Origin of the sequence: Rhodococcus sp. IEGM 1306, from assembly GCF_036541985.1 — a bacterium.
GTDB lineage: Bacteria > Actinomycetota > Actinomycetes > Mycobacteriales > Mycobacteriaceae > Rhodococcus_F > Rhodococcus_F qingshengii.
In genome coordinates this window covers 758,423-776,066 of record NZ_JAZHFF010000001.1, presented here as the reverse complement: position 1 = coordinate 776,066, position 17,644 = coordinate 758,423, and the positions used below count along the sequence as shown (strand labels likewise).

The 17,644-nt window shown below is 62.5% G+C and carries 16 protein-coding genes; 7 read left to right on the top strand and 9 right to left on the bottom strand.

Annotation, left to right across the window (positions count from 1 at the left end; genetic code table 11):
* Position 1 precedes the first annotated feature (1 nt).
* The 6 genes from V3587_RS03865 to V3587_RS03840 are packed head-to-tail and all read right to left on the bottom strand — an operon-like array spanning position 2 to position 6,371.
* Complete coding sequence (locus V3587_RS03865; protein ID WP_050654730.1) at positions 2 to 988, bottom strand: LLM class F420-dependent oxidoreductase; 987 nt, start codon at positions 986 to 988, stop codon at positions 2 to 4.
* A 13-nt stretch (positions 989 to 1,001) separates the two neighbouring features.
* Positions 1,002 to 2,234, bottom strand: a complete 1,233-nt coding sequence (locus V3587_RS03860; protein WP_042451237.1) for an MFS transporter — start codon at positions 2,232 to 2,234, stop codon at positions 1,002 to 1,004.
* A complete protein-coding gene (locus V3587_RS03855; protein WP_007733520.1) occupies positions 2,231 to 3,577 on the bottom strand; it encodes an LLM class flavin-dependent oxidoreductase in 1,347 nt (448 codons plus the stop codon). Before V3587_RS03855 ends, V3587_RS03860 begins: the two co-directional genes overlap by 4 nt.
* Before the next feature lie 31 nt (positions 3,578 to 3,608).
* A complete protein-coding gene (locus V3587_RS03850) occupies positions 3,609 to 4,481 on the bottom strand; it encodes an ABC transporter permease (RefSeq protein WP_050654731.1) in 873 nt (290 codons plus the stop codon).
* The gene (locus V3587_RS03845; protein ID WP_003940477.1) at positions 4,474 to 5,295 is read right to left on the bottom strand and encodes an ABC transporter ATP-binding protein; all 822 of its coding nucleotides are present in this window, start codon (positions 5,293 to 5,295) and stop codon (positions 4,474 to 4,476) included. Before V3587_RS03845 ends, V3587_RS03850 begins: the two co-directional genes overlap by 8 nt.
* The gene (locus tag V3587_RS03840; RefSeq protein ID WP_050654732.1) at positions 5,292 to 6,371 is read right to left on the bottom strand and encodes an ABC transporter substrate-binding protein; all 1,080 of its coding nucleotides are present in this window, start codon (positions 6,369 to 6,371) and stop codon (positions 5,292 to 5,294) included. Before V3587_RS03840 ends, V3587_RS03845 begins: the two co-directional genes overlap by 4 nt.
* Positions 6,372 to 6,647: 276 nt before the next feature.
* Between V3587_RS03840 and V3587_RS03835 the strand changes: the two genes are divergently transcribed.
* Positions 6,648 to 7,610 carry a sigma-70 family RNA polymerase sigma factor gene (locus V3587_RS03835; RefSeq protein ID WP_030535346.1) on the top strand — a complete coding sequence of 321 codons (963 nt, stop codon included), beginning with the start codon at positions 6,648 to 6,650 and terminating at the stop codon, positions 7,608 to 7,610.
* On the opposite strand, the gene V3587_RS03830 is transcribed toward V3587_RS03835, so the two are convergent.
* Complete coding sequence (locus V3587_RS03830) at positions 7,586 to 9,307, bottom strand: FUSC family protein (protein WP_050654833.1); 1,722 nt, start codon at positions 9,305 to 9,307, stop codon at positions 7,586 to 7,588. The genes V3587_RS03835 and V3587_RS03830 overlap by 25 nt on opposite strands.
* A gap of 187 nt (positions 9,308 to 9,494) precedes the next feature.
* Here V3587_RS03830 and V3587_RS03825 point away from each other — a divergent pair, with 187 nt between their 5' ends.
* Positions 9,495 to 10,673, top strand: coding sequence for an acyl-CoA dehydrogenase family protein (locus V3587_RS03825; protein ID WP_047271188.1), 1,179 nt, complete (start codon positions 9,495 to 9,497; stop codon positions 10,671 to 10,673).
* Between the two features lie 4 nt (positions 10,674 to 10,677).
* Here the strand turns inward: V3587_RS03825 and V3587_RS03820 are convergent, their stop codons facing one another.
* Positions 10,678 to 11,304 carry a TetR/AcrR family transcriptional regulator gene (locus V3587_RS03820; protein WP_030535343.1) on the bottom strand — a complete coding sequence of 209 codons (627 nt, stop codon included), beginning with the start codon at positions 11,302 to 11,304 and terminating at the stop codon, positions 10,678 to 10,680.
* Positions 11,301 to 11,957 (bottom strand): TetR/AcrR family transcriptional regulator, encoded by a 657-nt coding sequence (locus tag V3587_RS03815; RefSeq protein WP_007733534.1) that lies wholly within the window; start codon positions 11,955 to 11,957, stop codon positions 11,301 to 11,303. The genes V3587_RS03820 and V3587_RS03815 overlap by 4 nt, the downstream gene beginning before the upstream one ends.
* A 183-nt stretch (positions 11,958 to 12,140) precedes the next feature.
* Here V3587_RS03815 and V3587_RS03810 point away from each other — a divergent pair, with 183 nt between their 5' ends.
* From V3587_RS03810 to V3587_RS03790, 5 genes are read left to right on the top strand one after another with little or no spacing between them, the layout of a single operon-like run.
* A complete protein-coding gene (locus tag V3587_RS03810; RefSeq protein ID WP_054782246.1) occupies positions 12,141 to 13,697 on the top strand; it encodes a flavin-containing monooxygenase in 1,557 nt (518 codons plus the stop codon).
* Positions 13,697 to 14,629, top strand: a complete 933-nt coding sequence (locus V3587_RS03805) for a metal-dependent hydrolase (protein ID WP_003940129.1) — start codon at positions 13,697 to 13,699, stop codon at positions 14,627 to 14,629. Before V3587_RS03810 ends, V3587_RS03805 begins: the two co-directional genes overlap by 1 nt.
* On the top strand, positions 14,626 to 15,717 hold the full coding sequence (locus V3587_RS03800) for a PDR/VanB family oxidoreductase (protein ID WP_162113735.1): 1,092 nt from the start codon (positions 14,626 to 14,628) through the stop codon (positions 15,715 to 15,717). Before V3587_RS03805 ends, V3587_RS03800 begins: the two co-directional genes overlap by 4 nt.
* Positions 15,714 to 16,214: an SRPBCC family protein gene (locus V3587_RS03795; protein ID WP_007733538.1), complete on the top strand. Its 501-nt coding sequence runs from the start codon at positions 15,714 to 15,716 to the stop codon at positions 16,212 to 16,214. The genes V3587_RS03800 and V3587_RS03795 overlap by 4 nt, the downstream gene beginning before the upstream one ends.
* The gene (locus tag V3587_RS03790; protein ID WP_047270965.1) at positions 16,211 to 17,644 is read left to right on the top strand and encodes an aldehyde dehydrogenase family protein; all 1,434 of its coding nucleotides are present in this window, start codon (positions 16,211 to 16,213) and stop codon (positions 17,642 to 17,644) included. Before V3587_RS03795 ends, V3587_RS03790 begins: the two co-directional genes overlap by 4 nt.

The following is a 17,644-nucleotide window of genomic DNA, read 5'->3' as shown; positions in this document are numbered from 1 at the left end:
GTTACGCGAGCGCGGGCAGCACTTCCTTCTCGAACATCTCGATTCCCGACGTGTCGTACGCGGCCTCGGGGAAGTAGAAGATTCCGTACTCGAGTCCCTGCGCCTCGAGCGCCGACAGGTTCTCGATGATCTGCTCGGGCGTACCCACGGCGGGCATTCCGCGGAACGCATCGAGCGACGCATCGGCGGCAGCTTCGCCGACCAACGGCGTCAGTCGGGCCTTCAGTGTCTCCAACCGCTGAGCCACCTCGGATTCCGTCGCGCCGATGGCCACGTTGTAGTTGGCCGAACGGACGATGGCGTCGAAATCGGTACCGACGGTGTCGCAGTGCTTCTTCAGGATCTCGGACTTGTGCGCGAAGCCGGCCGGGGTGCCGTCGAAGTTCGTGTACTGCGCGTACTTGGCCGCGATCTTGAGTGTGACCTTCTCGCCGCCACCGGCAACCCAGATGGGAATTCCGCCCTCTTGCAACGGAAGTGGACGGCACAGCGCTCCGTCGACCTGGTAGTACTTGCCGTCGAGCGTCGAACTGCCGGTCGACCACGCCTGCTGCATGATCTGGATTCCTTCGTCGAGGCGGCCCAGACGCTCACCGGCAGAGGGGAAACCGTAGCCGTACGCACGCCACTCCTGCTCGTACCAACCGCCGCCGATGCCCATCTCGACGCGTCCACCCGTGATGAGATCGGTGGTCGCGGCGACCTTGGCGAGGTACGCCGGGTTTCGGTAACTCATGGCGGTACACATCTGGCCCAGTCGGATACGCGAGGTCGACGCACCGAGTGCGGCCATCAACGTCCACGCCTCGTGAGTCGCTTCTTCCGTCGGCTGGGGAACGGTGTGGAAGTGGTCGTAGACCCACACCGACTCCCACGGCCCTGCCTCCGCGCGCAGCGTGAAGTCTCGCATCACCTCCCACTGCTTCGCGGGGTCGATGCCGACCAGGTCCAGACGCCAGCCTTGAGGTACGAACAGTCCGAATCGCATGTAGCGAGCCTACCTACAGTTTCCCGACGCGCGACCGGGGTGACACCCGCGGAGAGTAGACCGGAATGAAGCGGAACATCATCGCCGCGCCGGCGAACGACGTCGCGCCCAGAGCGGCGAATGCCCACCCGAGTGGGAGCACCGCGGCGAGTAGACCGATCGCGAGCGGCCCACCGAACATGCCGGTGTCGTGAGTCAATCGCCATGCAGCGAGGAACTCGGCGCGTTCTTCGGGCGGGGCGATATCGGCACCGAGGGTCATGATCACGCCGTTGCCCAGCCCGTTGCCGATCCCCATCACGACAGCGACCACGGTCAATCCCACTGCACCCGTCGAGAACGGCAACAGTAGGTACGACACACCGATCACCGTCAGCGAAGGCACCGCGACCAGCCTGCGGCCGTATCGGTCCATGATGTGTCCGGCCGGGTACGAGCACAGCAGGTCCACGGCCGCACCGATACCGAAGATCACACTCACCTGGGCTGCATCCAATCCGAGGTGCAATGCCCACAATGGAAGAACGGCCTCACGCGAAGCGCGGGCGGCGCCCATCAGAAGGGAGCCTGTCCCGAGCGTCGACAGAGCGGCACGATGACGGCGAAGGATCTCCGGGAGCGTAACGTGTCCGTGATCGCTGTTGCCTGCCTGCACCTTTCGTGGCGGGTCGGGAACGCGGGCCATCAGCGCCCCGGCGAGCACGACGCCCACCAACTGGACGAGGAATCCTCCGCGCGCTCCCACCAGGAGAATCACGCCGGCCCCGATGAGCGGTCCCAGGAAGAAACCCAACCGCCACATCGCAGCGAACGACGACATTGCTCGGGCCCGTAGACCGAGTGGCACGGTCTCGGCGAGGTAGCTCTGCCGCGCAAGGCCCCACACCGCATTCGCCAATCCGGTCAACAGTGCGCCGATACCGAGCATCCACGGAGTCTGTGCAAGGAGACAGATCACCACTCCTGTTGCACCCAAGGAACTTCCGCCGATGATCGACCTGCGCTCACCGAAACGCGACACGATCCTGCCGGCGGGGAGGTCACCGAGTACGGCGCCCAAACCACCGAGTGCAACGATCAGGCCGGCGACGGCAACCGAGGCACCCAGGTCGCGCGCGGTGACGGCCATGATGGGGGCAGCCGCACCCTGACCGATCCCGAAGATGGCCGCCGGTACGAAAACCGTTGTGACCAGTGGCTTGAGACCGGCAATCGCCGGCTGTTCCTTGGGCAGTGTTTCCGTCACGCGCTCACTTCTGCCGCGTCAGCGGCCCGCGAGAACCGATTCGCCGGACGATCGAGGCCGTAGTGACCCCGCAGGGTGGATTCCGTGTATTCGGTCCGGAAGAGCCCACGCGCCTGCAGAATCGGCACGACCCGGTCGACGAACACCTCGAGCCCTCCGGGCAGATAGGGCGGCATGATGTTGAAGCCGTCCGCGGCGCCCTTGTCGAACCATTCGGTCAACTCGTCCGCGACCTGCTCCGGTGTCCCGGCAAATGTCCGATGCCCACGGCCACCGCCGAGTTTGCCGATCAGTTCACGGACGGTGAGGTTTTCGCTCTCCGCAAGGTCTTTGACGAGCTGGTATCGACTCTTGTTTCCTTGGATGCGATCGATGTCCGGCAACGGGGGCAACGGGGCATCCAGCGAATGCTCGGTGAGGTCGACGCCCACCATGTTCGAGAGTTGGCGCAGCGAGTACTCAGGTGAGATGAGATCCGTGAACGACTGCTCCAGTGCCTTGGCTTCTTCTTCCGTATCCGCGATGAAGGGAACGATGCCTGGCAGCACCTTGATCTCGTCGGGACTACGCCCGTACTTGATCAGCCGCGCTTTGAGGTCGGTGTAGAAATCCTGCCCCTGCTCGAGTGTTCGTTGAGCGGTGAACACGGCCTCGGCATACTTCGCCGCGAAGTCCTTACCGCTCTCGGAGGAACCGGCTTGCACGAGCAACGGACGTCCCTGTGGAGACCTCGGCGAATTGAGCGGGCCAGCCACCGTGAATCGTTGACCGTCATGGTCGATGCGATGGACACGATCAGGATCGGCGAAGATTCCGGTCTCTTCGTCCAGGACAACTGCCCCCTCTTCCCAGCTGTCCCAGAGTCCGAGCGTCACGTCGAGAAACTCCTCGGCGCGCTCGTAACGACCGCTGTGCGTCGGTACCGCATCGAGGCCGAAGTTCGCGGCCTCGTCGGCGCCGGCCGACGTCACGATGTTCCACCCGCCTCGTCCACCACTGATGTGATCGAGGGAAGCGAACTTCCTTGCGAGAGTGTACGGATCGCTGTAACTGGTCGACGCGGTTGCAATCAGTCCCACCTTGTCGGTGGCCGCAGCGATCGCCGACAGCAAGGTGACGGGTTCGAAGATCGCCTGGGTGTTGTACTTGACCCGCGGGCCGACTGCTAGACCGTCGGCGAAGAACACCGAGTCCAGCTTTCCACGCTCGGCGATTCTCCCCAATTCCTGGAAGTGCTTGACGTCCAGGAGGTTGGCCGCGTTTGTGCGTGGGTGGCGCCACGCCGCCTCATGATGGCCGACGCCCATCAGGAAGGCGTTCAGATGAAATTGTCGTTCGGACATGAGTTCGCAGAATCTTTCCGTGAATGTGTGGTCAGGTGGTGACGCGCCAGCGCGAGAGCCGACGTTCGATCAGGACCAGAATCGCGTTGATTGTCAGACCCAACAACGAGATCGCGACGATGCCCGCGTACATGTTCGGGATCTGGAAGTTGAGTTGTGAAGCGGTGATCAGATACCCGAGACCGGCTTTGGCCCCGACCATTTCGGCGGCGATCAGCACGAGAATCGACGACGCGGCTGCCATGCGGATACCCGTGAAGATCGTGGGAACAGCGGCGGGCAGAACCACCTTCTGAAACAGCCGAATCGAGGAGAACCCCAGCGAGGCAGCGGACTTGATCAGCAGCGGATCGACCGTGCGCACACCCGAAATGGTGTTGAGCAGGATCGGGAAGGTGCAGGCGTAGATCACCAGGGCGATCTTCGATTCCTCACCGATTCCGAGAATCAGCACGAAGACGGGAAGCAGCGCCAAGGCTGCTGTGTTGCGGAACAATTCGAGAATCGGGTTGAGGAAGTCGGAGACCGGGCGGTACCAGGCGATCGCAATTCCCAACGGAATCGCGATCGCGATGGCCACGAAGAAGCCGGTCAGCGCACGCGTCAGACTGGCGGAAACATGCTCTTGCAATTGTCCGTTCTCGGCGAGGGTGAAGAATGCGGACACAACTTCGGTGAAGGGCGGGAGGAAGACCTTGTCCACCAGCCCGAGCCGAGGTGCCGCTTCCCAGATCCCGAGGAAGATCGCGATCGCAATCGACGGCTTGGCAATCCGCCAGGCGGTGGAACCAATGTAGCGCGCCGCCTTGCCGCCGGCCTGGCTCCGCTGCGCAACGTCAGGTGTTTTGTCGGCCAACGGTTTCGGGGTGGCGACCACCTCCGGCGTCGCCAATGCGCTAGACATGTGCAACCTCCTTGGCAGGATCGAGTTCGCCGGCCCGAGCGCGCTCGACTTCACCGTGCAGCAGCGTCCAGATCCGGTGCCGGAACACACGGAACTCCTCACCTGATCGCACGTCGTCGCCGGACCGGTCGATGTCGATGTCGACGATCGTCTTGACGCGCCCCGGGCGCGAAGTCAGTACTGCAACACGTTGCCCGAGGTAGATGGCCTCGTCGATTCCGTGGGTGATGAACAGGATCGTCTTGCCGGTGGCCTTCCAGATGCGCAGAAGCTCGTCCTGCAGCGACTCTCGCGTCTGTGCGTCCAGCGCTGCAAATGGTTCGTCCATCAGCAACACTTCGGGGTCGAATGCCAGGCTGCGGGCGATCGCGACTCGCTGCTTCATTCCACCGGACAACTCGTGCGGATAGCGATCCGCGAAACCTTGCAGACCGACCAGTTCGAGGTAATGCTCGGCGAGCTCGCGTCGCTCGCTCTTCTTCACGCCCTTCGCTTCGAGTCCGAACTCGATGTTGTGACGTGCAGTTCGCCATGGAAGCAGCGCGTACTGCTGGAAGACGATTCCCCGATCCAAGCCTGGGCCCGTGATCTGCTTGCCGTCCAGAAGGATTCGACCGGAAGTGGGCGAACTGAGTCCTCCGAGGAGGTCCAGCAGAGTCGACTTGCCGCAACCACTCGGCCCGACGAGGACCAGGAACTCCCCCGGCGCCACGTCGATGTTGATGTCCTCGACCGCGGTGAAAACTTCGTCGGTCCCACGAATGTCGAACTGTTTGGTGACGTGCTCGAGCCGTAGTTTCGGTTCTGTGCTCATTTTGCTGCCTCCAGTGCCTGTCCGTCAGCGCCGCTGTCGGGTGAATACGTTCCGTTGGCGTACGGGTTGAATTCGTTCGTGTAGATGTCCGACGGCTTCAACTTTCCTTCTTCGAGTTCGCCGTTACGGGTGAGCCAGTCGATCCACGTGCTGATCTCGGCATCGGTGATCGTTCCGCCTGGACCGGCGACCCCCGGGCTCTTCCAGTAGCTGATGAGCTTGGTGTCCTCGTTGCGTCCGCGGCTGTTGATGATCGACGTCAGCTTCGCGACCACTTCTTCTCGTGGGTGTGTCTGCGTCCAGCGGATGGCCCTCGCTGTTCCCTGCACGAAATCGGCGACCGCCTCCTTGTTCTGCGCGATGTAGTCGTCACGGAACACCAACGTGCCGTAGGTGAACGAGCCGAACAACGATTCGTCCGTGAACAGCTCACGAAGGCCACCACGTTCTAGCGCGGAGTCACGGAAGACCGAGCCGAGGGTGGCGACGTCGATCTGTCCCTGCCGCAACGCTTGTTCCGTGTTGACCGGCGGAACGACGATCAATTCCACCTGCTTGATCTCGTCCGGCGTAAGTCCCTGCCGCGCAAGCCATTCACGGACGACGAACTCGTGGTGCGCACCGAGGGTGTTCATCCCGACCTTCTTGCCGATCAGGTCCTTCGCCGATTTGATCGGACTGTCGTCGAGTACGTAGTACCCGTTGAAGCTCTCCTTGTCCGAGCCGTAGTACCCGATGACCGAGGTGATCGGTGAACCCGCGGAAGCCAACTTCACCACCGCCCCGTTGAACGCTCCGCCGAACTCGGTTTGACCGGTCGCTGCGTTCTGAATGCTCTGAGGGCCGCTGGTCGTATCGCCGATCCAGTTGAGCTCCACGTCGTTGAAGTAGCCGAGGTCAGCGGCCAGTTCGGGGTAGATGACCTGTCCGGTGCTGCCCTCGTACCGCAGGACGGTCTTGCCGTCGGCGGTCTTGACCACTTCGTCGGAGGAGCCCGAGCAGGCAACGGCAAAACTGGACAGAGTGACAAGAGCGACGACCGCGGCTACCGAGCGCGCGAAACGAGGGCGAATCATGAAGTTGCTTCCTGTAGAAGATGATTGGTTCAGTTCTCGGCTACACCTGTCCGGAGCGCCGTGTGCGGCGCTCGGCACAGGCAGGTGTGGGAATGTCAGTTCAACGACAACAGTTGAGCGACATGAGCGGGAAAGACCGAAACACGTGAGACTCCAATGAATGTGCAGACAGGATCGAGCCGTGAGCAGTGCCGAAACCATACGTCGGCACCCACTACCTGGGTCAACGGTTACATTCATGCCGGATTTAATGTGTGAGGTCCGTATCATGAGGGCATGCTTTCGCCGACGACTGCGCAGGACTTCGAGCAACACCGTGGCCACCTGACGTCGGTGGCCTACCGTCTCACCGGAAGTTTCAGCGACGCTCAGGATGCGGTGCAGGAGGCATGGATACGCTTGCAAGTCGCACAATCGAGACAAGGAAGCGACCTCGAGATCCGCGAGCTGCGCGGATGGCTCACCACTGTTGTCGGTCGGATCTGCCTCGATCATCTCAAATCGGCCGCGGTCAGACGAGAAAGCTATGTCGGACAGTGGCTTCCGGAGCCGATCGTCACGCCCGTCGACGCCACCTCGGGCACACCCTCAGCGACACCCGATCCGCTGGAGTACGTCGTGACGCAGGAACAGAATCGTTTTGCTGCCCTCGTCGTCCTGGACACCCTTACTCCCGCTCAACGCGTTGCCTTCGTCCTGCATGACGGCTTCGACGTGCCCTTCGCCGAGGTTGCGCGCATCCTCGACATCGAAGTAGCCACTGCCCGTCAGTTGGCCTCGCGGGCCCGTAAAGCCGCAGCGTCGGCGCCGGTCCCGGTCAGTAGCGAGGAGCATGCTGCTGCCGTCGAGCGATTGGTGACGGCTATCGCGAGTGGAGATCTGAACGCCGTGATAGGTGCACTCGATCCCGATGCCGTCCTGATCGGTGACGCAGGCGGAACTACCCGCACGGCTGTCAACATTGTGCGCGGCAGCGATCGTGTCGCGCGGTTCTATCTGGGATTGGCCCGCAAGTACGGACCGGCAGCGGTGTTCTCGATGTCACCGGTTCTCGTCAACGGACAGCTCGGCGGTGTATTCGCCGGCTCACCGGGGGACGACCAGTACCCGCAGTTCGCCGCTCGCGTTGCCGGCTTCACTGTCCGCGACGGAGTTGTGTGCGCAGCCTACGACATTGCGAATCCAGCCAAGTTCAGCGCTGTGCCGATGCTCGATCACACCGAACCCGAACGCAAGTAGCGAGACTCCCATTCCTCGAGGTGTGATCTGGACACCTGCGTGCCGAACCACAGTCGGTGCAGTACATCCGATCCCAGATGATGCAATTCGGTGTGCGTCCTCCACTGCTGCGACGCCCACTCGGGTTCGTTGTGGGCGGCGTCGATCCCGGCCATCGCGCTACCTCGCAGTTCGAAGTCCAGGTCCCGACGAAGCTCCGAAAGCTCCGACCAATTCGCCTGTGGTGCATAGTGCCTCGCGCGAATTTCGGTCAGCAGCTTGAACAGGACGCTACCCGCCCGTTCGTCGACCCAGATCAGAGTGCGTCGATGCGCACCGCGCCCCACCGTCCACAGGACCACCAACGCCACGACGACGCCGATTGCCGTCTCGAGCATGCGGCTGAGGATCAGATGTCGGACGGTCCCGTGCGCACCACCGGCCGCGCCGAGGAGAATCGCGAGGGCGGTGATGAAGATGACGGCTATCCCGTAATTCCGCACCAGGAACAGCTCGATCCCCGCCATCAGGACGGCAAGTACCGCCACCAACCACAGACCGGTCGGACTCCAGGCGTAGATGGCACCCAACAGAATCAACCCGAGGACGGTTCCGCCGATGCGGTGGATTCCGCGATAGGTGCCCAGTATTCGATCCGGTCCTTGATGAAGGACCATCGCCGCGGCGATCACCGCCCAGTCCGGGCGATCGATGCCGAGCAGGACGGTGAGGGTTCCCGCCGCCATACAGGCAATGGACAGCCGAAGTGCCGTCACCGACGCTCGGCTGGACGGATTGCAGGCGCGGAGGAACCGATATCGGATCGTCGGGTCGGGCAGAGGCGGGTGGGCCCCGACCTCGTCGACGTCGAACGCGGGGTCCGCCATGAGCTCCGGATCGTGGTCGTCGGAGATCGCTCTGGCCATCGAGATCTGCGCTCGTTCGAGTTCACGGGTCAACGGGTGGTCTTTCCCGACGATTGCGCCGCGGTAAAGGCACTGCCACGCGTCATGCAGCCGAAGTGCTGCAGCGTGGCGTTTGTCTCGCGTGAGTTCGGGTGGGGCGTACCTCGCCTGAGCGTCCGTGTACTCCGCAACGGCCGAGACGGCTGCCTGTACAGCACTGCGTTCGACAGCTCTCGGTGCCCACAGGATTCCCGTCATCGAGACGACCACCGCGCTGATCCCACCGATTGCCGTCCACATCGCGACCTCGACCGGCGGCTGACCGGGAGTGGCGATCACGGAACTGATCTCGGTGGTGAGCAACAGAAAGAACGCGCCCGGTGGACCCAATCGAAGCGCGTCGACGGTGAAGGCGCAGGTCGACACCACGACGGCCATGATCAGCACGACAAAGACCAGCAGCACCGTCGGCGCTCCCTCAGCGATGGCTCGGTGGACGGGCTCACCCACCGATGCCCCGACGAAGGACAGGATCGTCAGCGCCGTCGCAGCGATACCGACTGCCTTCCACCTGCTCCGGTACGGACGACCCTCACCGTAGATCGATGCAAATGCACCGAGGCCGACCAGGAGCGAAGCAGACCCGAATCCGAGCAGTGTGGCGATGGCCGCCGGAATCGCCAGGGCTAGGGCGACGCGAACCGCTCCGGGGTACCTGTTTCCCACCGGCGGCAATCCGAACAGGACGCTGCGCGCCGGCCGCGGAGCCGGGAGGTTGGACTCGTGACCCGCTGATGTTTCTTCGGGGTCCACTGCCCATCCTTCGCGCCGGCCTGTTCGTGTCTGTGTCCTCCCATTCTTGCGGGCGGCCGACGTGGAATTCGAGGCGGGTCCGAAGGTCGATTCGACCACCCCTTTATTGACACTATGTCAACAGTGTGGATGATAGGTGGAGTCGGATCCGCTCGCGGGTCGCACTTCATCGATCGGGAGAATCACGATGACGCAAGGATCTACCGCAACCCGGACCGCAGAACGACGGTCCCCGTGGATGGACGACGAATTGGAGGCCGTGGCCGACCTGGCAAGGAACTTCTTCGCCAAACACGTCACACCGCATCAGAAACGCTTCGCGTCCCAAGGTTTTCCCGACAAATCCGCATATCGAGAACTCGGGGCGCTCGGGCTCGCCGGCATGTCGATCCCCACCGAGTACGGCGGCGGAGGAGGAACTTTCGCGCACGACGCCGTGCTGTTCCACGAGCAGGTCATGGCGGGTGATCATTCACTCCAACTCGGCGTGCACTCGGGAATCGTGCCGCACTACCTCAATGCCTACGCCGATCACGAGCACAAACTGCGCTGGCTACCGAAGCTGGTGAGTGGCGAGTGGGTGGGCGCAATCGCCATGACCGAGCCCGGCACCGGATCCGACTTGCAGAACATCACCACCCGAGCCGTCCGCGACGGTGACGACTATCTGATCAGCGGCGCAAAGACATTCATCTCGAACGGTCGCAATTGTGATCTGGTGATCATTGCCGCCAAGACCGATCCCAGCCTCGGAGCGCGTGGAGTGTCGCTCATCGTGGCCGAGGTCGACGACAACACACCGGGTTTCGAGCGCGGGCGAATACTCGAGAAGGTCGGACAGAAGGGCCAGGACACCACCGAGCTGTTCTTCGACCGCTTGCGGGTGCCTGCAACAAACCTGCTCGGGGACCGCGAAGGCACAGGGTTTGCCCAGCTGATGCAGCAGCTACTGCCCGAACGATTGATCTGCGGAGTTGCAGCCACTGCGGCAATGGAGCGTGCAGTCGCCCTCACCGTCGAGTACACCAAATCCCGAAACATGTTCGGGCAAAAGCTCTTCGATCTGCAGAACACGCGCTTCGAACTTGCCGAGTGCGCGTCCATCGCTCGTATCTCACGAACGTTCATCGACGACTGCATCGTCAAATACCTTGCCGGGCAACTCGATGCGACTACCGCCGCGATGGCCAAGTACTGGCTCACCGACCAGCAGTGCGCCGTGATCGACCGCTGCGTGCAACTACACGGCGGGTACGGCTACATACTCGAATATCCCATCGCTCAGATGTACGCCGACGCTCGTATTCAGCGAATCTACGCCGGATCGAACGAAGTCATGAAGGACCTCGTGGCGAGATCACTCTGAGCAATCAGGAATCCGCCTCGCACGCCGGCAGAACGTCACGCACGATGGCGAGCAAACTGCGTACCAGCAGAAGGTGCACCTGTTCGCGGTCGAGCGCTCCCGTCACCAACCACTGCTTACTGGCAGCCTTCGCCAAGCCTCCGTACGCCACGATCATCGAATGAACAGCAGCCTCGCTGCCTTCACTCGGTCGAATCTCGAGCGCATCCATCATGCGTCGCGCAGCAACGTCGTCAGCATCCTGCAGGATCCGATCCATCTCGGGATCACGGCGGAGGTCGTCGGACATGACTGTCGAGATCCACATGTCGCGATGACGCCAGGCGACGTCGAGCCACCGATCGATCACGGCGCCGATCCGCTTCTCCTGGCTCGCCGATCGCGGAATGCGGTCCACCGCCACTTCGGGAATGAAGACGAACCGCCGCACGACGTCGAGATACAACTCCCGCTTGGAGCCGAAGTAATGATTGAGCAGCGGACGTCCGACCCCAGCCGCCTTGGCCAACTCGGTCATCGAGACGTCGGCAAAAGACTTCTCCTCGAAAACCTTTGCCGCGCTGACAATGATCTGCTCACGCCGGTCTTCGGGACCGAGACGCCTTCCGCCTGTGGCCGACGCGGACGTCATTCTTTTCTCGCGGGCGTGCTGTTGACCGTCGCCTGCGCCTCGACCATGAGCGAAATGTGCTCCACCAAACGCTTTCGAGAGATCTTGGAGGACGGGGTGTGCGCCTGATAGATGAACGCGAGGGCACCGAACAGCCCCACCGAATTGAGTTCGGAGTTCGCGGAGTCGGTTGCCTCGCCGCCGTACATCAGCTCGAGCGACGCGGAAATCGGATTCGTGAACTCCGCCATCAATTCTCGCCCTCGATCCCACAGCGCAGGTTCCGCCTGGGATTCGACGAACATGATGCGTCCACGTCGAGGATCTTTGAATACGTAGTTGGTGAAGGCCTTCACCACGTGGCGGATCAGGGCCGACGGTTCGGAAGGCGCCGCCTCGAGAGCGTCCAGAATAGTGTCACGCGCACCGAGAACGACCTCGTCGAGCACGGCGACCAGCAGTTCGTCACGGTTGGCGAAGCTCTCGTAGAAGTACCGTTCGGTCAGCGCGGCCTCGCGGCAGGTCGCACGCATGGTCGCGGCGGCCGCTCCCTCGGTGCCCATGATCTGCAACCCGGCTTCGATCAGCTGTGTCCGGCGCGCGGCGCGGCGATCTTCCGGTTCCTGCCCACGCCACCTGCGCGGTCCGGTGCGCCGAGCCTCGGTATCCGTCATGTCCCCATGTTCTCACTGACCGGCAGCGCTCTCGACCTCAGGTTATCGCGGCGACCTCGGCAAGCGAACTGACATCGCCCGATGTCAATCAGTTGAATTCTGACATCAACCGCTGTTGACATCACTTGATGTCAGACTTACTCTTCGTTCAGTTGTTCACGCACCAATCAGGAGGCGTCACACATGGTCGACATCGACCCAACCTCGGGGCCATCGGCCGGTGACGAGGAAACTCGAACTCGCCGAACACGAGTCGTCGTCATCGGAGCCGGTTTCGGCGGCATCGGAACGGCTGTCCGCTTGAAGCAGTCCGGGATCGACGACTTCGTCGTTCTGGAACGTGCCGCGGAGCCCGGGGGAACCTGGCAGGTCAATACCTACCCCGGTGCACAGTGCGACATCCCGTCGATTCTGTACTCGTTCTCATTTGCGCCCAATCCGAACTGGACGCGGCTGTATCCGCTACAGCCCGAGATCTACGACTATCTCCGGGATTGCGTCCATCGCTTCGGACTGGCCGGTCATTTCCACTGCAACCAGGACGTGACAGAAGCTTCGTGGGACGAGCAAGCCCAGATCTGGCGGGTACACACTGCGGAAACCGTGTGGGAGGCACAGTTCCTGGTCGCGGCCACCGGCCCGTTCAGTGCCCCCGCCACACCCGACCTTCCCGGGCTCGAATCGTTTCGTGGTCAGATGTTCCACACCGCGGACTGGAACCACGACCACGACCTTCGCGGTGAGCGGATAGCCGTGGTCGGCACCGGCGCCTCTGCGGTGCAGATCATCCCCAGACTGCAACCGCTCGCGGACACGTTGACCGTGTTCCAGCGGACACCGACGTGGATCCTGCCGCACCCGGATCAGCCGATGACCGGCTGGCCGAGCGCTCTCTTCGAGCGGGTGCCGCTCACCCAACGACTGGCACGCAAGGGACTTGACCTGCTCCAAGAAGCCCTGGTACCCGGATTCGTGTACAAGCCGTCACTGCTCAAAGGGCTGGCCGCACTCGGCCGAGCACACCTTCGCCGGCAGGTGCGGGACCCGGAGCTTCGCGCAAAGCTGCTCCCCCACTACGCATTCGGATGCAAGCGTCCGACGTTCTCGAACACCTACTATCCCGCGCTGGCGTCACCCAATGTGGAGGTGGTGACGGACGGAATCGTCGAGGTGCAGGAGCGCGGAGTCCTCACCGCGGACGGCGCCTTCCGGGAAGTCGACACCATAGTCATGGGAACCGGCTTTCGTATGGGAGACAACCCGTCGTTCGACATCATCCGGGGCAAGGACGGCCGCAGCCTCGCGCAGACGTGGAACGGCAGTGCCGAGGCCTTCCTCGGCACCACCATCAGCGGGTTTCCGAACTTCTTCATGATCCTCGGCCCCAATTCCGTGGTCTACACCTCGCAGGTCGTCACGATCGAAGCGCAGGTCGAGTACATCGTGAGCTGCATTCTTCAAATGGACGAGGGCGGCATCGGCAGTATCGACGTCCGGGCAGACGTGCAGAGAGAGTTCGTGCGCGCGACCGACCGCCGACTCGCCACCAGCGTATGGAACGCCGGCGGGTGCAGTAGTTACTACCTCGTCGACGGCGGCCGCAATTACACCTTCTATCCCGGATTCAACCGATCCTTCCGCACCAGGACCAAACGAGCCGACCTCGCTCACTACGCGCAAGTACAACCCGTCTCGTCCGAATCACTCACCACTGCCCGAGAAACCGTGAGGAGCCGATAATGCTCGGCATCAACGCCTTCCGAGGCACACCCGTCGTCGCACCGTCCGGCGCGCGCCGCTACACCGACGAAGCACATGCGATCGCCGCCCGTGACGTCGAATTCGACTGGGACGGCGTACCACTGCATTACGTGCCGAACGAACCGATGGTCACCCACGTCATCAACTTCATGCATCTCGTGTTGCCCGAGGGAGAGCGGGCCATGTCCGCAACGCTCGCCGAAGCGCTCCCGCTCATCGAGGACCCCCGCCTGCACGAAGAGGTGGTGGGATTCGTCGGACAGGAAGCAACACACGCGTCGTCGCACAAAGGTGCACGCGAGCATCTTGCGGACCTCGGCATGGACATGAAACCGATGTCACGCCGGATGGACTGGCTCGTGGACAAGATATTGGGCGACAAAGGATTGACCGGAAAAGCCAAGCACGCCTGGCTCTGTGAACGTCTCGGCTTGTTTGCCGCGATGGAGCATTACACGGCGGTGGTCGGGGAATGGCTGCTCACCGATCCCGCCCTCGAAGATGCCGGCATGCACCCGACGATGCTCGACATGGTCAAGTGGCACGGCGCCGAGGAAGTCGAGCACCGCAACGTGGCCTTCGACGCCTACATGTACGTGGACGGTAGCTACGCCAGACGCGTTCGCACGGCGCTGCTCGCCAGCTTCACGTTGTTCGTGTTGTTCATCGCCTCGATGAACTACCTCTTCCGGCAGGACCCGTCGAAGGCGAAGGGCCGCCTGTGGCCTCTGCAACTGATCAGCGCCACTCGCCGCGGCCTGGTCCCGAACATGAAATTCCTGATCACCGAGATTCCTCCGTATCTGCGGCCGAGCTTCCATCCGTCCCAGATCGGGGACATGGACGTAGCCATGCGCTACCTCGCTCGCTCACCTGCCGCCAATCGTTCTTCCGAAAAGAGTGAAGGATGAACAAGACGACTGCCGACCGTCCTCACGACGCACAAGACTTCACACCGACCCGGTCGTTGAGGATTGCCGCACAGGCGACGAGCGCATACCGTCGAATCTTTGCGTCAAGTCCTGCAGCGCAGATACTTTCGCGTCCCAACCCGGTCCGCTACAGCGGATTCGACATGACGCTGGACGTGAAGTCCGTCCGGTTCGAGTGCGCAGACGTCCTGAGTGTCACCTTGACCCCGAGGGAAGGAATCACCCTGCCGTCGTGGATTCCCGGCGCTCACCTAGACGTCATTCTCCCCTCGGGAAGGCAACGACAGTATTCGTTGTGCGGAGACCCTGACGACTTGACCTCGTATCGGATCGCCGTCCGGCGGATCGACGAAGGCGGGGGCGGCTCCCGCGAGATACACGAGTCGCTGAAACCCGGAATGGTTGTCGACGTACGAGGGCCGCGGAATGCATTTCCTTTTGTCACTGCTCCGTCGTACCTCTTTGTTGCGGGCGGAATCGGGATCACTCCGATACTTCCCATGGTGCAACGCTGTCACCGCCGCGGAGTCCCGTGGCGATTGGACTATCTCGGACGAACTCGGGCAGCTATGCCATTCCTGAACGAGATCGAGGAGTATTCCAGCGGCCGGGTAACCATCCGACCCGACGACGAGCTGGGTCCGACGGATATCGGAACACTCGTCGCTGCTGCGGATCCCGGTGCCGCGGTGTACACGTGCGGACCGGTTCCGCTGATGAACACGGTGCGTGCGGCAACTTTCGCCGCCAACCCGACCGGATCGGTGCACAGCGAGAGGTTCTCCCCACTCCCGGTAGTCGACGGCAAGGAGTTCACGGTGCATCTGGCGCGCACCGGTCTCACCGTCGATGTGGGCGAGTCCGAAAGCGCCTTGGCTGCAATACGACGCGTACTTCCCGGAGTAGCGTATTCATGCCAACAGGGCTTCTGCGGTACATGCAAGGTCCGGGTGCTCTCCGGGACCGTCGAGCATCGAGACACCCTCCTCACCGAATCCGAACGTACTGGTTCGATGTTGACCTGTCGATCACGTTCCACCGGTGGGCCTTTGGTGGTGGACCTGTGAAGGGAAAATTCTCTCTTTCTGCGGCCGACGCAGCCTTCATCCGCTCCGCTCCGCTGGTGATCACTCACCGGATCGAATCCGAAGCGACATGTGAAAGCTTGTGGCAGACGTTGACCTCGGACGGAGCGCTCACGTCGTGGGCGCACGGGATCACCGGAGCCGACTGGACCTCGGACAGACCATTCGGCGTCGGGACTACGCGAACCGTGCGAGCCGGCGCTTTTGCTGCACTGAACGAGCGATTCTTCCGCTGGGACGAGGGGCGCCGGATGTCGTTCTACGTGGAGTCGGCGTCACTTCCGGGGTTCAAACGCTTCGCTGAAGATCTGGTGTTGGAACCGACTTCGACTGGCAGCCGCCTCACCTGGACGTTCGCTGTGCAAGCGCAGCCGTGGTTCGCCCCCATTCTGACTCTGTCCCGACCGATCCTCCAACGCGTCACCCGCGGCTGGGCCGACGGCGCCGTCCACCACACACTTCAAGGAACTCCACGATGACGGCGACCGAGATCGACACGACCACACAGGCGTCCGACGACACGGTGACACAGGCAGTGCGCGACGCCCGTACTGCTTCCGAATGGTGGGCAGAACTGACATTCGAGCAACGCGCTCGTCGACTGGATCGGTGGCGAGGAATCATCGCTCGTCGCGCATCCGAACTCGCCGACGTCGTGCACCGGGACATGGGCAAGCCGCACCCTGACGCGATGCTCGAAATCGCCATGGCACTAGAACATCTCGCGTGGGCGTCGAAGAATGCCCGAAAGGTATTGGGCAGGCGCAGCGTCCGCTCCAGTTTGTTGACGGTCAATCAGGCCGCCTCGGTGGAGTATCGACCTCTCGGGGTGATCGGTGTGATCGGTCCGTGGAACTATCCGGTCTTCACCCCACTCGGTTCGCTCTCGTTCTCGCTGGCTGCAGGCAACGCCGTGGTCTACAAGCCGAGTGAGTTCGCACCGGCAGTCGGGCAATGGTTGGGCCGCGCCTTCGCCGAGGTCGTCCCTGAACATCCTGTGCTGCAGGTCGTCACGGGCGATGGTTCGGTCGGCGCGGCACTGTGCCTGGCCGGTGTCGACAAGATCGGGTTCACCGGATCGACCGCGACGGGCAAGAAAGTCATGGCAGCGTGCGCCGAGACCCTCACACCGGTATTGATGGAATGTGGTGGTAAGGACGCGCTCATCCTTGATGCCGACGGAAATGTCGGTGCCGCCGCGGATGCTGCGGTGTGGGGAGCATTGTCCAACTCCGGTCAAACCTGTCTGGGCGTCGAGCGTGTATACGTGCACGAACATGTCTACGGCGAGTTTATCGACAAGACAATCACTTTGGCTGCCCGAGTTCATGCGGGTCCGGGTGCCGAAGACAAGATCGGTCCGATCACCATGCCCTCGCAAGTGGCTGTAATCCGGCGCCACATCGACGACGCGATGTCGCGGGGTGGACGTGTCGTTCTCGGAGGGCTCGGCTCGATCTCCGGCCAGTACGTGCAACCGACCATCATGGTCGACGTCCCCGAAGACAGCCTCGCCGTCACGGAGGAAACTTTCGGCCCGACGATGACGATCACCAAGGTCGCCTCGATGGACGAGGCGGTGGAGTTGGTCAATGCGTCGCCATACGCATTGGGAGCAAGCGTGTTCGGCAAGGACGGAGCGGCTGTTGCCGATCGGCTCCGATCCGGAGGAGCGTCGGTGAACTCTTACGTGATGTATGCCGCGGTTCCCAACCTGCCACTGGGTGGGGTCGGAGCATCTGGTTTCGGACGCGTTCACGGCCCAGATGGTCTGAAGGAGTTCACCTACGCTCGTTCGACGACTCGGCAACGATTCCGTTCGCCCCTACCACTGACGACGTTTCGAAGGACCGCCCGAATCGACTGGCTGGTCAAGGTTCTCATCCGCGCGCTACACGGAAGGCACTGA

Bases quoted from the DNA above. Each gene is read 5' to 3' on its own strand.
- V3587_RS03800 (WP_162113735.1), top strand. From the start codon at position 14,626: ATGAACAAGACGACTGCCGACCGTCCTCACGACGCACAAGACTTCACA.
- V3587_RS03835 (WP_030535346.1), top strand. From the start codon at position 6,648: ATGCTTTCGCCGACGACTGCGCAGGACTTCGAGCAACACCGTGGCCAC.
- V3587_RS03790 (WP_047270965.1), top strand. From the start codon at position 16,211: ATGACGGCGACCGAGATCGACACGACCACACAGGCGTCCGACGACACG.
- V3587_RS03865 (WP_050654730.1), bottom strand. From the start codon at position 988: ATGCGATTCGGACTGTTCGTACCTCAAGGCTGGCGTCTGGACCTGGTC.
- V3587_RS03815 (WP_007733534.1), bottom strand. From the start codon at position 11,957: ATGACGGATACCGAGGCTCGGCGCACCGGACCGCGCAGGTGGCGTGGG.
- V3587_RS03805 (WP_003940129.1), top strand. From the start codon at position 13,697: ATGCTCGGCATCAACGCCTTCCGAGGCACACCCGTCGTCGCACCGTCC.
- V3587_RS03825 (WP_047271188.1), top strand. From the start codon at position 9,495: ATGACGCAAGGATCTACCGCAACCCGGACCGCAGAACGACGGTCCCCG.
- V3587_RS03855 (WP_007733520.1), bottom strand. From the start codon at position 3,577: ATGTCCGAACGACAATTTCATCTGAACGCCTTCCTGATGGGCGTCGGC.
- V3587_RS03850 (WP_050654731.1), bottom strand. From the start codon at position 4,481: ATGTCTAGCGCATTGGCGACGCCGGAGGTGGTCGCCACCCCGAAACCG.
- V3587_RS03840 (WP_050654732.1), bottom strand. From the start codon at position 6,371: ATGATTCGCCCTCGTTTCGCGCGCTCGGTAGCCGCGGTCGTCGCTCTT.
- V3587_RS03810 (WP_054782246.1), top strand. From the start codon at position 12,141: ATGGTCGACATCGACCCAACCTCGGGGCCATCGGCCGGTGACGAGGAA.
- V3587_RS03820 (WP_030535343.1), bottom strand. From the start codon at position 11,304: ATGACGTCCGCGTCGGCCACAGGCGGAAGGCGTCTCGGTCCCGAAGAC.
- V3587_RS03845 (WP_003940477.1), bottom strand. From the start codon at position 5,295: ATGAGCACAGAACCGAAACTACGGCTCGAGCACGTCACCAAACAGTTC.